The following is a 13743-nucleotide window of genomic DNA, read 5'->3' on the forward strand; positions in this document are numbered from 1 at the left end:
GAGTGCGGCCAGCAGGGAGACACCAGCCAGATCGCCGGGCCGGGCTCGCCGTCAGACCGGTGCTAGTCGCCGTCGGTTGGGAGGACGCCGTCGTCGGCGGCGAGCCGGCAGGAGGTCAGGAAGCCGAACATACCGGTGCCGTCCCTGTGTCGAAAGAACTCGACCATCTCGGTGTTGAACTCGTGGCGGCGTGCGGCCGGGACGCTGATGGCGTCCAGGCCATGGGACATGAGGTGGCCATTCATCATGTAACGCGCGGTGCGATCGCCTGCCCGATGCCGGCACCCGCGCCGGTCACCACCGCCGCCCTGCCGGTCAGCCCGAGATCGAACATCGCCATGACCTCATCCACTCCTGTCTCATTGAACTCAGGTTGTTCTCACGGCCGTGGCCGGTTCAGCCGTGCCACGCCAGGATCGCGGCCTGCTGGGCGCGGTGGGCCGCGAGCACCTCCTCGAAGCCGCGGTGCAGGTGCTGCGGGGCCGGCTCGTTCCGGCCGAACAGCACGTGATCGACCAGTCCGAGGCGCAGGCCGGGCTCGGTGCGGCCCGCGACCCAGAAGTCCTCACCGTCGACGACCGTCTCGCAGATCCACGGCGCCATGTCGACCGCCTTGGAATGCTCGGCCTCGGTCAGCCCGGGTCGCAGGTAGGAGGTGTGCAGGACCTCGGAGGAGCGCTCGTCGACCGGCAGGATCTGCCAGAGGTCGATGTGCCGGGCGTCGAAGGTGAGGCTGACGTTCGGGAACAGCGCGTACTGATAGCTGAAGTGCCCGGAGACGTCCCCCCATTCCGCCTCGGGGCGTTCCCGCAGCTCGACGATCGACTTCAGCGCCGAGGTGTTGCGCAGGTGCCGGCCGAACGGGTCGAAGGTCAGCACGCCACCGACGGCGTAACCGGCGAGGGTGTCCTTGTGCAGGTAGTTGAAGTGGTAGTTCTCCCGGAACGTGTCCAGGGTGACCTTCCAGTTCGCGCCGACCTGGTGGACGTGCGGCTCGCCGTGCGGCTGCCAGCTGGCGAAGTCGAGCATCGCGAGCTCCTCGGCCAGGCCTGGGCCGAGGTATTCGTCGATGTCGATCGGCGAGCCGGGGCGCAGCCGGCCGACGATCAGCCCGTGGCCTTCCGCCACCTCGAGGCGGACAAGGCCGTTCTCCGCACGGTCGATTCCGGCGAAGCCCTCGGGGACGGGTATCCGGCCGAGCCTGCCGTCGAGGCCGTAGTTCCAGGCGTGGAACGGGCAGGTCAGCCGGATCGCCTCGCCGGCGCCGTCGCACAGCCGCACCCCGCGGTGCCGGCAGGCGTTGACGAACGCGTGCACCTGGCCGTCGGCGTCCCTGGTCAGCAGCACCGGGGTGCCGAGGATGTCGACGGCCCGATAGGTCTCCGGCTCGGGCAGCGCGCCGGACAGGCACAGCACCAGCGGCTGCTCGAGGAACAGCGCGTCGAGTTCCTCACGCTGGCGCGCCGCCGAGTAGGCGTCGGCCGGCAGCTTCATGACGTCCTCGGCCATGTCCGTCGTGCGCCGCTCGATGTGGTCGAGCAGCCGGCGCGCGATGTCATGTTCCAGCGCTGTCCTGCCTGTCTTGGCGATGATCCCGTCCACCTTCGTCTCCTGTGTCTCTTTCTCCTCTGGCGCGGGCCGCGGGGTCAGTGGATGTAGCGGATGTTCTGCTCGGACACGCACACCGGCCTGGGGCCGACGGAGGTGAAGGTGTGCCGCAGCCGGGCCTGGACGGCGCCGGCCAGCTCCTCGACGGCGAGGATTTCGACGTGCAGGCCCAGTGGGTCCGCGACGAACATCGGCGCCGGGAAGCGCACCCGGTCGAAGCCGTAGAACACCGCGTCGGACGCGCGGACGGCCAACGCCCGCCGTTCGAGCTCGGCCCCGAGGGAGAGGGTGAGCAGGCCCTGTACGGTCGCCCGCCCGAGCGGGCTCGCCCGGGCCCGTTCCTGGTCGACGTGCATCCAGTGGTCGGCGCCGGTCATCGTCGCGAAATCGCGGACCAGGTCCGCACCGACCACCAGCGCCGGCTCGGCGACGAAGATCGCCCCCACGTGCCGGGCCAGCTCACGACTGTCGATGGACGTAGGTGCGCCGGACGTAGGTGCGCCGGACGTCGGTGTGCCGGATGCCGGCGCACCGGCCACTGTGACCGGCTCCGAGCCGGGTGCTGTCGCCACCGGCTGCGGGTCAGGCGTCATGGACGGGTCGCCGGGTCGGGCGCCGGCCGGTGGTGCCCTCGGTGAAGCCGACATACTGCTTGGTCCGGCCGCGGGGATCGGACGTCCCGGTCATTCGCGGGCCCCAGGCGACCATCCCGCCGTCGGCCAGCACGTGGGTTCCGGTGAGGAAGACGCTGTCCGGGCCGGCGAGGAAGGCGACGACGCCCGCGATGTCCTCCGGGCGGCCCAGATCCGGCCACGGCTGGAAGGTCGCCAGCTGGGCCTCGATCGCGGCGGCGTCCCGGCCCATCACCAGCGGGGTGTTGACCAGGCCCGGGCAGACGGCGTTGATCCGGATGCGGTGTGCGGCGAGCTCGACGGCGGCGTTGGCGGTGAAGTTGATGACCGCGGCCTTGGCCGCCGAGTACGCGGTCAGGCCGCCGCCTCCACCGACTCCCGCGACGGAGGCGTTGTTCACGATCACCCCGCCGTCACCCTGCGCGATCATCGCGCGGGCGGCGTGCTTCGTCCCGAGGAACGCCCCGCGGCCGATCACGGCGAAGGTCCGGTCCCAGTCGGCCGCCTCGGTCTCGACCAGCGGCCCGAACGCGCCGCCGATGCCGGCGTTGTTGAACATGACGTCGATCCGGCCGAACCCGTCGACGGCGTCACCGACGAGCGCGGCGACGTCCGACTCGTCGGTGACGTCGGTGGGCACGAACCGCAGTCGGGCCGGGTCCGCGACCTCGTCCAGCAGCGCTTGCGCGTTCGCCTCGTTGAGATCGCCGAAGACCACTCGGTCGCCTTCGGCGAGGAAGCGCAGCACGGTCGCCCGGCCGATCCCACTGGCCCCGCCGGTCACGACGGCGACCCGGGCGGTTCGCTGGTCAGGCATCACAGCGACCACGGGACGGGTGCGTCGCTCTCTTACCGGCCACGGTGGTCCGCCTTTCCGGGTTCCTTGGGATGGGGCATGCTGTGAATCGGTGGGGCCGCATGCTGCTCGACCGCGGCGGCCAGCCGCCGTGCCGCCGTGCGGTACTCGGCGAGCAGCGCGTCCTCCGTCCGGTAGTCGAACCGGTCGGTGAACGAGGGGCTCGCGGCCGGGTCGAAATCAGGGCGCTCGGCGTACCAGTCGACGAGCTCGGCCAGCGCGTCGACGGGGTCGACGACCGGGGTGTAGCCCAGTTCCCGGCGGGCTTTCTCCGTGCTCACGACGACATGGGTCGCGGTCGTGCCGGCGAGCGGGAGCAGCGTGGTGGTGGCCTCGACGGCGATCTCCCGGGGCAGCCCGACCAGCTCCAGGTCGCCTCCCATCAGCCGGGCGATCGTCGCGGCCCAGTCGTGCAGTGACCAGCTCGTCGCCTCGCCCGCGTTGTAGACCTGACCGGCGGCCGCGTCCGGGGCGTTCACCACGGCCAGGACGAACGCGGCGGCGTTGGCGGCGGCGCAGCGGCTCTGGAGCTGGCCGCCGCCGTCGGGAAGGATCATGAAGGGGCGGCCGTCGCGCACCCGCCGCACCACCGACCATTCGGCCGGCCGGGCGTTGTTCGGCCCGAACAGCGTCGGGAAGCGCAGGATGGTCGCCCCCGCATGGGCAGCGAGGACGGCAGCCTCGGCCTGTGCCAGCCGGCTGGAGAACGCCAGCGCGGTCGCGGCGGAGCCGTCCCGGACCACCGGATGATCCTCGGTCACCGGGACCGGCAGTGCCAGCTGGCTCGGGTGTGGGAAGAAGCCCTGGTAGACGGGGACTCCGCCGACGGCGACGAACTGGCCGCACCGCCCCGCCAACGCGGGCGCCAGGTGCTTGAGCCGCCCGTACATGGCCACCACGGCGTCGAAGAGCCGCCCGCCGAGGGCGTCGTCGATCGACTCCCGGAAGTGCGGGTCGCCGTGGACGTGCTCGACCTCGGCCAGCTCAGGCGGCTCGTGGGTGCCCCGGTGGAAGATCGTGACCTCGTCGCCGCGACCGAGCAGGCCACGCACCACGTGCGGCCCGGTCGGCCCCGTCCCGCCCACCACCAACACCCGCACCGCTTGTCCGTCCCCTCCTGCCGCGCCGCTGCCGCTGCCGCTACCGCGGTTACCGCCGGTTGAGCTGGCCCGCGTCGACCGGGATGACCGTCCCGGTGATGTAACGGGCGTCGTCCGAAACCAGCCAGACGATGGCGTTCGAGACGTCTACCGGGTCCACCGCCCAGACCGGCAGCGCGTTCTCCAGCGCGCGGGCTAGCGCGGGCGGTGCGTGGCCGACGACGGCCTCGCGGTCGCCGTTGGCGGCCATCGGCGTCTTCACCGTGGTCGGGGCGACGCTGGTCACCCGGATGTTGAACTCGGCCAGGTAGTTCGCCCACGACCGCATCAGGCCGATGACGCCGTGCTTGGCGGCGGTGTAGCCCAGGAAGCCCACGTCGGGAATCCCGACGCCGACGAGCCCACCGGTGGAGCTGGTCAGGACGATCGCCCCGCCCTGGCCGCCCGCGATCATCGACGGGATCGCCACCCGGCCGGTGTTCCACACCCCGGTGAGGTTGACGGCGACGACGTCGTCCCACTGCTGCTGCGCGGCGATCTGCCCGCCCGGCCCGATACCGGCGTTCGCCAGCACGATCGTGACCGGGCCGAGCTCCGCCGTGCCGTCGTCGAACGCCTTCTGCAACGCGTCGAAATCCCGGACGTCAGCCTGGCGGGCGACGATCCGCCGGCCCAGGCTCTCCACGGCCTTCACGGTCTGGGCGAGGTCGTCCGGGGTGGCCATGGGGTAGGGCACCGAATCCAGCTGGGCGCAGATGTCCACCGCGATGATGTCGGCGCCCTCTTCCGCTAACCGGATCGCGTGGCTGCGGCCCTGCCCACGCGCCGCGCCGGTGATGAACGCGACCTTGCCGTCAAGCTTTCCCATCAACGTCTCCTCGGACAAAAGTGCGGTGATGCCGATCAGACGACGACCGGCAGGTTGTTGTAGCCGCGCACGGTGCTGGTGTGCAGCCGCACGGCCCGGTCGGTGTCGACCTCCCAGGTCGGGAACAGCCGCAGCGTCTCCTCGATCGCGACGCGCCCCTCGAGCCGGGCGAGGGAGGCTCCGAGGCAGAAGTGGATGCCGTGGCCGAGGGCGACGTGGCTGTCGAACCGCCGGTGGATGTCGTAGCGGTCCGGGTCGGGGTACTTGCGCTCGTCGCGCCCGGCGGACCCGGTGAGCAGCAGGACCTTCGAGCCGGCGGGGAGTGTCGTGTCGTAGAGCGTGACCTCGTCGAGCAGCGTCCGCCCCTGGACGGGGGAGGGCGGCTCGTAGCGCAGGGACTCCTCCACCGCGCCCGGCACCAGCGACGGGTCGGCCACCAGGTCCGCGCGCTGGTCGGGGTGCTCGGCCAGCAGCCGGCACATCCAGCCGAGCAGCCGGACGACGGTCTCGGTACCGGCGCTGACCAGCTCGTTGGTGACAGCTCCGGCCTCCGCGGTCGTCAGGCGGCGCGGCCCGTTCTCCGTCGGGACCTCCGCGTCGACGAGCGCGGTCATCATGTCGTCGCGCGGGGCCGTGCGCCGGGCGTCGATCTGCTCGCAGAAGTACTCCCGCAGCCTGGTCGTGGCCTGCCGGGAGATGTCGTTGGCCATCCCGCCGCCCTCCACGATGTGGAAGGTCTCGTCGATCGTCTTCCGGACCTCCTCGCGGTCCTCCTCGGGAACCCCGATCAGCTCCGAGATCACCCTGGAGGGAACCTGGGCGGCGAAGTCCTGGATGTAGTCGAACCCGCCTGAGCCGACCAGGGGCTCAAGCAGATCGGTGCAGATCTTGCGGACGTTCCCCTCCAGCGCTGCGACCCGGCGCGGTGTGAAGGCCCGGGACACCAGGCCCCGCAGCGTGTCATGGCTCGGCGGATCCTGGAAGATCATGAAGTTGGACTGCAGTGGTTCGGGCCCCATGATTTCCAGGAGGGTGCCGTAGGCCGAGCTGTAGAGCTTCGGGCTGCGATGGGCGCGCTCGACGTCCGCATGCCGGGAAAGGGCGTAGAAGCCGAACTTCTCGTTGCGGTAGAGGGGCTCCTCGTCACGTAACCGGCGCCAGACCGGGTACGGGTCGATATCGATGTCCTTGTCGAACGGGTCCCAATACGGATCGACCACAGCTGACCTTCCTGCCTTCCTGTTTCGGTTCTCGAAAACGTGGGCCGGCGTCACGCCACGACGCCGCGCACCTTCAGGTCGAGGATCTCTTCGATGTCGAGACCGAGGCCGGCGAGGATCTCGTCTCCGTGCTCGTTGAATTCAGGGGCCCGGCCGGGCGCGGCCGGCTCCTCGTCGAACTGCACCGGTGAGGCGACCAGCGAGAACGGGAAACCGTCCGCGGTCTCACACGGCTGCAGGTACCCGTTGGCGACGGACTGCGGGTCGTTCGCGGCTTCCAGGGTGTCCTGCACCACGGCCCACTGGCCGATGAAGTCCTTCAGCGCCGCACGCCATTCGTCGACGGTGCGCTGCGCGAACAGCTCCCGCAGAGCTTCGGTGGCCTCCCCGCTGTGCGCCATCAGCGATTCGAAGTCGGCGAACCGGGGATCGGTGGCCAGGTCGGGACGTCCGACGGCCTCGCAGAACGGCAGCCAGTAACGGCCGGCCTGAAGGCAGGTGAGAGCAAGCCACCGGCCGTCCTTCGTCAGATAGTTGCCGACCAGCGGGTTGCGCCGCGGGGCGTCGATCGGCGGCGGCGCCCAGCCCTGGCCGAGCGTGACCGACAACCCGATCGCCTGCCCCATCGCCCACATGGCGGACGACATGAGCGAGACATCCACCACCGTCGCCTCGCCGGTGCGCTCGCGGTGGAACAACGCCATCGCCGTGCCACCCGCGATGGTCATCGCGCCGATCGAGTCACCGAAGCCCGGCCCCGGGGGGTACGGCACGTGGCCGTACTCGGGCTGCATGATGCCCAGCGCCACACCGGCCCGGGCCCAGAAGGCGAGGCCGTCGTACGAGCCCTTGTCGGCATCCGGGCCGCGTTCACCCTGCCCGGTCCCTCGCACATAGATGATGTTCGGGTTGTGGGCGCGTATGTCCTCGAGGTCGATTTTCAGCTTCTTCCGGACCCGGGGGAGCTTGTTGGTGATGAAGACATCCGCGGTCGCCGCGAGCCTGTAGAGGATCTCGACACCCTCCTGCGAGGCGATGTCGAGCCCGAGGCTTCGCTTCCCGCGGTTGGAGTGCTCGAGCAGGACGTGCACGTTCTCAGGGACGATCGCCGTCCCGGTCGTCGCGAGCCCGCGCATGGCGTCGCCGCGCTCGACGTGCTCGATCTTGATGACTTCCGCGCCGAGATCGGAGAGCAGTGCCGAGGCGGCGGGCACGAAGGTCTGTTCGGCGACCTCCAGCACGCGCACACCTTTCATGACCTCCGCCATGTCATTCCCTTCTGGAGGAAAATTTCCGAGCCGTAATCTCGGGAATGTCAGGACACGTAGTTCTCGCCGAAGCCCCTGATGAAGTCGAGGGTGGCGGCGGGTTCCCGGGTGAAACAGGTGATCATGAGATCGGTGACACCGATGCGCTCCAGCTCGGCGATGGCCTCGCGATGGCGGTCGGCGTCGAGGGCCGGGTCCTTGATCTCGTGGTACGAGTAAAGGAAGGTCAGCGGCTCGGTGCGGTCGTTCGCCGCGGCCTGCTCGAGTACCCCGCCGATCATCTCGCCCAGTTCCGCGGTCGAGCCGATCGCGACGGTGCGGGCGGTCGTCGAGAGCGACGGCGGACCGGACATCGGCATCCAGCCCTGCGCCCGCTCGGCGACGCGCCGTCGGCTCAGTCTCGAGTTCCCGCCGATCCAGATCGGGATCGGATTCTGCACGGGTCGGGGCAGGGCGACGACGTTGCGGGCGTCGAAATGCCGCCCGGTGTAGCTGAAGGCCTCTCCGCTCCAGTGCAGCGGAAGTGTGTCGAGCACCTCGTCGAAAAGGGCGTTGCGCTCCTCCATGTCCACGCCGAGGGCGAAGAACTCCGACTTCTGGTAGCCCGCACCGAGCCCGAGGACGAACCGCCCGCCGGAGAGCTTGTCGAGGGTGGCCGCCGCCTTGGCGAGGATGAACGGGTTGCGGTAGGGCGCCACGGTGAGGTGGGTGAGCAGGCGCAGTCGTTCGGTCGCCGCCGCCGCGAACGCGAGGCCGACGAAGGGATCGAAGCTCTGGTGGCCGCCGGAGGTCAGCCACCGGGCACCGGGAATGGGGTGATCGGTGAGGGCGAGACCCTCGAACCCCGCTCGCTCCAGCTCGGCCGCGATCTCGCCTAACGGTCCCGGGTCGAGGATGTCGCCTTCGAGTCCGGAGGTCTCCGGGTAGTGGAAGAAGAATTTCATCGTCACCTCGTCGAGAGTCTCGACAGCTTCCTTTTCTTTTGTGGGCCGCTCAACTGTGGGCCGCTCAACCGATGGTCAGCGGTAGCGTCTCCCAGCCGCGAACGGTCGAGGTCTGCGCCAGCTTCGCGCCGGACCAGTCCACATCCCAGTCCGGGAAGCGGATGAGCATCTCCTCGAGCGCAACCCGGCCCTCGAGCCGGGCCAGCGCCGCGCCGAGGCAGTAGTGGGCACCGAAACCGAAGGAGACCTGCTGGCTGATCCGGCGGCGGATGTCGAAAACGTCCGGGTCGGGGTAGCGCCGATCGTCCCGGTTCGCCGAGGCGACGATGAAGATGAGGGCGCTGCCGGCGGGAACCGTCGTGTCGTGGAGAACGACGTCCTCGGTGACGTAGCGGGCGATGAACGGGCCCGGCGGCTCCATCCGCAGGATTTCCTCGATGGCTCCCGGAATCAGCGACGGGTCCGCCGCCAGTTCGTGGCGCGCCTGCGGCTGCCCGGCCAGCAGCGACCCGATCCAGCCGATGAGCCGCCCGGTCGTCTCGTTGCCGGCGCTCGCGACAACGGTCACATAGCCGAGCACCTCGTCACGCGTCAGTGTGCGTGTCACACCGTTCTCGTCGGTGAACTCGGTGTTGAGCAGATCGGTCATGAGGTCGTTGGACGGGTGATCCCGGCGCCAGTCGATGTAGTCGCCGAAGATCTCGCCGGAAAGGACGGCACCCTCGGAGAGGTCCATCTGCCCGCCGTCCTCGGTCCGCAGCCGGTCGTCGAACTGGTCGCGCAGTGCCGCCTGGTCGGTCTCGGGGATGCCCATCAGCATTCCGATCACCCGCATCGGCATCTCGGCCCCGACCTCTTTGATCAGGTCGAACCGCTTCTCGCCGACCAGAGGGTCCAGCACGAGCCGGCAGTAGTCGCGCACCTCGCCCTCGATCGAGGCGATACGGCGAGGGGTGAACACCCGCACGAGCAGGCGGCGGTGGAGGTCGTGGATGGGCGGGTCCTCGAAGATCAGCGTGCCCGGGGGAATCTCCAGACCGGATTTGATCAGCTCGAGGATTCCGCCGCGGGCGGAGCTGAACCTCCGCCAGTCCGGCAGGCCCTGCTCGCAGTCGGCGAACTGGCTGACCGCGTAGAAGTCGTATTTCTCGTTGTAGTAAAGCGGAGCTTCTTCTCGTAGCCGCCGGTAGATGGGGTACGGATCCACCGCGAACGCCGGGTCGTACGGATCCCAGTACGCCGTGTCATCGCTTGTCGTCGTCATATCTCGTCCACCTCAAGTGAGGGTCATGCATCTCGCGCTGGCGATATCGAGACGGTGTCGTGGAGGCTCGTACTGATGACTGTCACTCGTCCGCTGGATCCGGCAGAGCTTGGCGGCGTTCCCGCCCATGACCTTTTCCTGCGTCTCCGGGCGCAGGCTGGAGATCGCGGCGCTGACCATGCTGAGCGGGTCCGGCCGCCGATGCCGTCGGCGTCCACCACGCGCAGACCAGCCAGTCCGGTCACGTAGGACCTCCTTCGGTCAGTTGGATCACGGCCATGCCGGCGAGGCACTGAGCGTAGGCTCACTTGCCGGCCGTCTGCAATCTCCAATCGCCAATTTTTGATTTTTTATTGACGATCGAGGGTCGCGCCGACCACCATGGGCGGTGTGGTGACTGAGGCTGCGTTCAGGCGCACCAAGACCAGTGCCGTGGTCGTGGAGTACCTGCAGAAGGAGATCTTCGCCGGCAACCTGCGCTACGGCGACCGCGTCGATGTCGAGCGAATCGGCACGGCGCTCGGGGTGAGCCCCACCCCGGTCCGCGAAGCCCTCGTGCTCCTCGAACGTGACGGTCTGATCGCGACCCGTGTTCACCGGGTCGCGTTCGTTCAGCACTTCGACGCCCGCACGCTCCGCGCGGACTTCCACGTCCTCGGCCTGCTGAGTGGGGTCTCGGCGGCGCGGGTGGCGAAGGACCGGGACCCCGAGGTGCTCGCCCAGCTGCAGGATCTCCTGCGGGCGCTGGCCGACAGCGACGCGACCGGCGCCCAGTTGCTGGACCTCGCCGAGGAGATCGTGCTGGCCCAGCATCGTGCGGGCTCCACACCGCGCCTGCTCGCGGAGCTGAAGGGGGCGGGTGGCTTCCTGGCATGGGCGGTGCGCCAGAGCGACCGGCGCACCCGAGAGGAGATCGTCGAGGCCCAGCGGCGGGTCATCGACGCGATCGCCGCGGGCGACCCTTCGGAGGCTTCACGGGCCCGGTTGCAGGACACCCGCGCCGCGGGTGAGGACGTGATCCGCGAGCTGATCCGGCGCGGCGTGCTGCGTGAGGACGGTACCAACGCCGCCAGCTGACAGCGGATCGCCGCCACCATAATCATGGCTTTGCAAGTAAGTATTCACTATGTTGACGAGATCTGGGTGAGCGCCCAGCGAATACTGAGAGGCCTGCGCCAGGTCTCGGGCCGAACCGCTGGACGGTCACACTCCCGGCGAGAGGGTGGTCGCGGCACATGACTGACGTCATCCCCACCAGAAGGCTCGGCAGCCTGGAGGTCGGTGCGCAGGGGCTTGGATGTATGTCGCTCAGCCCCGCCTACGGCGCGGTGGGCGACACCGCCGAGCTGTTCGCGACCGTCCACCGGGCGCTGGACCTCGGTGTCACGCTCCTGGACACGGCCGACATCTACGGCGAGAGCGAGACGCTCGTCGGGCAGGCCATCGCCGGCCGCCGCGACCAGGCGGTGGTGGCCACCAAGTTCGGCATCGTCCTCACCGGCGCGGGCGGGGGCATGGGCGCCCGTGGCGACGCCGCCTACGTGCGACGGTGCTGCGAACGATCACTGCGCCGGCTCGGCGTCGACCACATCGACTTGTACTACCAGCACCGGGTCGACCCCGAGGTTCCCGTCGAGGAGACCTGGGGCGCGATGGCTGAGCTGGTCGCCGAGGGCAAGGTCCGCCACCTCGGCATCAGCGAGGCGTCCGCGGCGACGATCCGCCGCGCGCACGCGGTGCACCCGGTCAGCGCGCTGCAGAGCGAATGGTCGTTGTGGACGCGCCGGATCGAGGACGAGATCGTGCCGACCTGCCGGGAGCTGGGTATCGGCATCGTGCCGTATTCCCCGCTGGGCAAGGGAATGCTCACCGGCAGCATCACCGACCGGTCGGATCTGGACGAAACCGATTCGCGCCGGCGGTCTCCCTGGTTCACGGATGACAACCTGCCGCACAATCTTCGTATCGTGGCCGCGCTGCGGGCACTGGCCGAGGAGCGGGGGGTGATGGTGGGGCAGCTGGCGCTGGCCTGGCTGCAGAATCAGGGCCCCGACGTCGTGCCGATTCCGGGTACCAAACGAATCCAGCGCCTGGAGGAGAACGCCGCGGCCGTGTACGTCGCGCTTTCCAGCGCTGACATGGAAAGGATCGAGGCCGTCGTTCCCGCCGAGGCCGTGGCCGGCGCCAGCGTGGCACGGGAGTATCTGCGCACCACCGGAAAATGACGTCCTCCTCCGGTGAACGTCGAGGATTCCAACTACCGCGGCCCACCACGATGTCGGTCACCGCGTTCCTCTCCCGCCGGCGTCCCGCAGGTCCCCCGCACGGGCCGCGTCGAGCAGGATGCGGCGTTCGGCGCCGGCGATGGACCACGCCACCGCGGTGACGGCGTCCGGGTTGACCGACACGGAGGTGATGCCGAGTCGGACGAGCCGTTCGACGTAGTCGGGCCTGGTGGAGGGTGCCTGGCCGCACAGGGAGGAGGTGAGCCCGTTGTCCCGACAGGCGGTGATGATGCGGGCGATGGTGTCCAGGACAGCCGGGTCGGCCTCGTCGAACAGCTCGGCGCAGGTTTCGGAGTCGCGGTCGACGCCGAGCACGAGCTGGGTCAGGTCGTTGGAGCCGATGGAGACTCCGTCGATACCGAGCCCGGCGTAGGCGGGGATCCAGTAGGCGGCCGAGGGCACCTCGGCCATAACCCAGCGGAGCATGCTCCGGTGCTCGCCGAGCGGACTGGCGTCGACTGCTTTCAGACAGGCCTCGAGCTCCCACGCGGTCCGTACGAACGGAATCATGAGGTGCAGGTTGGGGGTGTGCTCCCGCACGGCGGCGAGCACCTCCAGCTCGGCGGCGAACACGGCGGGGTCGTGGATGTAGCGGAAACAGCCTCGGTACCCGATCATCGGGTTGGCCTCGGCCGGTTCGTAGCGCTCGCCGCCGGTGAGCCCGCGGAACTCGTTGGTGCGGAAGTCCGTGGCCCGGTAGATGACCGGACGGGGGGCGAACGCACGGGTGATCCGTAGCAGCGACGCCGTCATCCGTTCCACGAACTCCGCGCGCCGCCCCAGCTCCAGCAGGTGGCGCGGATGCATGCCGCCGAGGGCTTCGGTGAGAAGGAACTCCGCGCGCAGCAGGCCCACCCCCGCGACCGGCAGAGCCGCGACCTGCTCCGCGTGGTCGGCGGCGGCGAGGTTCACGTAGAGCCTGGTGGCGGTCGGCTCGATGGTCCCCGCCGCCGGCGGGGGCTGGGTCGGGACCAGCGGCGTGCTGGACGCCACCCGGTCCGCGGCCGCGGCCGGCGGAACCACCGTCACCACGGTCCGCCCGGGATTGGCCAGCATTCCCGCGGCTCCGCCCACGCCCACGCCCACGCCCACGCCCGCGCTCTCGACCACGCCGAGGGCGCCGTCGACGATGACGTGGTCGCCCGTGTGCAGGGTGGACGTCGCCGTGCTCGTCCCCACGACGCAGGGGACGCCGAGTTCGCGGGCGACGATCGCGGCGTGGCAGGTGATGCCGCCGCTGTCGGTGACCACAGCGGCGGCACGGCGGATGACGGGTACCCAGTCCGGCGAGGTCATCGCGGCGACCAGGACCTCGCCGGTGGCGAACCCGGCCGCCTCGCCGGGCGAGGCGAGGACGCGGACCTTTCCGCCGGCCCGGCCCGGCGCGCCACCCCGGCCGGTCAGCAGGACCGTGCCGGCCGGCGCCATGCCAACAGACGCCATGCCGGAGCGCGGCAGCACACCCGGGTCCGGGCCGCCGGGTGCCGCGGCCGCGCCGGTGGTGACGGGGCGGGCCTGCACGAGGTGGATGTGGCGGCCCTCGATCGCCCACTCAATGTCCTGCGGCCGGCCGAAATGGTCCTCGACCTGCAGAGCGAGCCGGGCAAGGCCCAGAATCTCGTCAGCGGAGAGGGCCTGCCGACCATCCTGCGTCGCCATGCCGACGGCGAGGTCGTGTCCGTCGGTGCCACGGACTAT

At 69.9% G+C, this 13743-nt stretch carries 13 protein-coding genes; 2 read left to right on the top strand and 11 right to left on the bottom strand.

All coding sequences use genetic code 11. The features are described from left to right. Window positions 1-62 precede the first annotated feature (62 nt). From FREUN1FDRAFT_RS42430 to FREUN1FDRAFT_RS34600, 10 genes are all read right to left on the bottom strand, one after another. Window positions 63-230: a hypothetical protein gene (locus FREUN1FDRAFT_RS42430; protein ID WP_232295552.1), complete on the bottom strand. Its 168-nt coding sequence runs from the start codon at window positions 228-230 to the stop codon at window positions 63-65. A 166-nt stretch (window positions 231-396) separates the two neighbouring features. After that, window positions 397-1602 (bottom strand): aromatic ring-hydroxylating dioxygenase subunit alpha, encoded by a 1206-nt coding sequence (locus FREUN1FDRAFT_RS34560; RefSeq protein ID WP_006545020.1) that lies wholly within the window; start codon window positions 1600-1602, stop codon window positions 397-399. Window positions 1603-1646: 44 nt separating this feature from the next. Beyond that, window positions 1647-2201: a MaoC/PaaZ C-terminal domain-containing protein gene (locus tag FREUN1FDRAFT_RS34565; RefSeq protein WP_157475732.1), complete on the bottom strand. Its 555-nt coding sequence runs from the start codon at window positions 2199-2201 to the stop codon at window positions 1647-1649. Then, window positions 2191-3057, bottom strand: coding sequence for an SDR family NAD(P)-dependent oxidoreductase (locus FREUN1FDRAFT_RS34570; protein ID WP_006545022.1), 867 nt, complete (start codon window positions 3055-3057; stop codon window positions 2191-2193). The genes FREUN1FDRAFT_RS34565 and FREUN1FDRAFT_RS34570 overlap by 11 nt, the downstream gene beginning before the upstream one ends. A 32-nt stretch (window positions 3058-3089) precedes the next feature. After that, on the bottom strand, window positions 3090-4196 hold the full coding sequence (locus tag FREUN1FDRAFT_RS34575; protein ID WP_006545023.1) for a hypothetical protein: 1107 nt from the start codon (window positions 4194-4196) through the stop codon (window positions 3090-3092). 49 nt (window positions 4197-4245) lie between these two features. Continuing rightward, window positions 4246-5064, bottom strand: a complete 819-nt coding sequence (locus FREUN1FDRAFT_RS34580; protein ID WP_006545024.1) for a mycofactocin-coupled SDR family oxidoreductase — start codon at window positions 5062-5064, stop codon at window positions 4246-4248. A 35-nt stretch (window positions 5065-5099) separates the two neighbouring features. After that, entirely contained in the window at window positions 5100-6284 is a 1185-nt protein-coding gene (locus FREUN1FDRAFT_RS34585) for a cytochrome P450 (protein WP_006545025.1), read from the bottom strand. A 50-nt stretch (window positions 6285-6334) separates the two neighbouring features. Beyond that, the gene (locus tag FREUN1FDRAFT_RS34590; protein ID WP_006545026.1) at window positions 6335-7552 is read right to left on the bottom strand and encodes a CaiB/BaiF CoA-transferase family protein; all 1218 of its coding nucleotides are present in this window, start codon (window positions 7550-7552) and stop codon (window positions 6335-6337) included. Between the two features lie 47 nt (window positions 7553-7599). Then, window positions 7600-8496, bottom strand: coding sequence for an LLM class F420-dependent oxidoreductase (locus FREUN1FDRAFT_RS34595; protein WP_006545027.1), 897 nt, complete (start codon window positions 8494-8496; stop codon window positions 7600-7602). Between the two features lie 64 nt (window positions 8497-8560). After that, window positions 8561-9760 (bottom strand): cytochrome P450, encoded by a 1200-nt coding sequence (locus FREUN1FDRAFT_RS34600; RefSeq protein ID WP_006545028.1) that lies wholly within the window; start codon window positions 9758-9760, stop codon window positions 8561-8563. 390 nt (window positions 9761-10150) lie between these two features. On the opposite strand from FREUN1FDRAFT_RS34600, the gene FREUN1FDRAFT_RS34605 reads away from it, so the two are divergent. Both FREUN1FDRAFT_RS34605 and FREUN1FDRAFT_RS34610 read left to right on the top strand, forming a co-directional pair. Further along, window positions 10151-10837 (top strand): GntR family transcriptional regulator, encoded by a 687-nt coding sequence (locus FREUN1FDRAFT_RS34605; protein WP_035956706.1) that lies wholly within the window; start codon window positions 10151-10153, stop codon window positions 10835-10837. Window positions 10838-10995: 158 nt separating this feature from the next. Continuing rightward, window positions 10996-11985 carry an aldo/keto reductase gene (locus tag FREUN1FDRAFT_RS34610; RefSeq protein WP_006545031.1) on the top strand — a complete coding sequence of 330 codons (990 nt, stop codon included), beginning with the start codon at window positions 10996-10998 and terminating at the stop codon, window positions 11983-11985. Between the two features lie 57 nt (window positions 11986-12042). Here FREUN1FDRAFT_RS34610 and FREUN1FDRAFT_RS34615 read toward each other — a convergent pair. Continuing rightward, window positions 12043-13743, bottom strand: a 1701-nt coding sequence (locus FREUN1FDRAFT_RS34615) for a putative PEP-binding protein (protein ID WP_006545032.1), incomplete at its 5' end; no start/stop codon positions are given.

Source organism: Parafrankia sp. EUN1f (assembly GCF_000177675.1).
Taxonomy (GTDB): Bacteria; Actinomycetota; Actinomycetes; order Frankiales; family Frankiaceae; genus Parafrankia.

What these genes read in the sequence shown, in the direction of transcription:
- FREUN1FDRAFT_RS42430 (WP_232295552.1), bottom strand. Translation starts at nt 230, where the DNA reads ATGTCCCATGGCCTGGACGCCATCAGCGTCCCGGCCGCACGCCGCCAC.
- FREUN1FDRAFT_RS34565 (WP_157475732.1), bottom strand. Translation starts at nt 2,201, where the DNA reads ATGACGCCTGACCCGCAGCCGGTGGCGACAGCACCCGGCTCGGAGCCG.
- FREUN1FDRAFT_RS34570 (WP_006545022.1), bottom strand. Translation starts at nt 3,057, where the DNA reads ATGCCTGACCAGCGAACCGCCCGGGTCGCCGTCGTGACCGGCGGGGCC.
- FREUN1FDRAFT_RS34580 (WP_006545024.1), bottom strand. Translation starts at nt 5,064, where the DNA reads ATGGGAAAGCTTGACGGCAAGGTCGCGTTCATCACCGGCGCGGCGCGT.
- FREUN1FDRAFT_RS34590 (WP_006545026.1), bottom strand. Translation starts at nt 7,552, where the DNA reads ATGGCGGAGGTCATGAAAGGTGTGCGCGTGCTGGAGGTCGCCGAACAG.
- FREUN1FDRAFT_RS34595 (WP_006545027.1), bottom strand. Translation starts at nt 8,496, where the DNA reads ATGAAATTCTTCTTCCACTACCCGGAGACCTCCGGACTCGAAGGCGAC.
- FREUN1FDRAFT_RS34600 (WP_006545028.1), bottom strand. Translation starts at nt 9,760, where the DNA reads ATGACGACGACAAGCGATGACACGGCGTACTGGGATCCGTACGACCCG.
- FREUN1FDRAFT_RS34610 (WP_006545031.1), top strand. Translation starts at nt 10,996, where the DNA reads ATGACTGACGTCATCCCCACCAGAAGGCTCGGCAGCCTGGAGGTCGGT.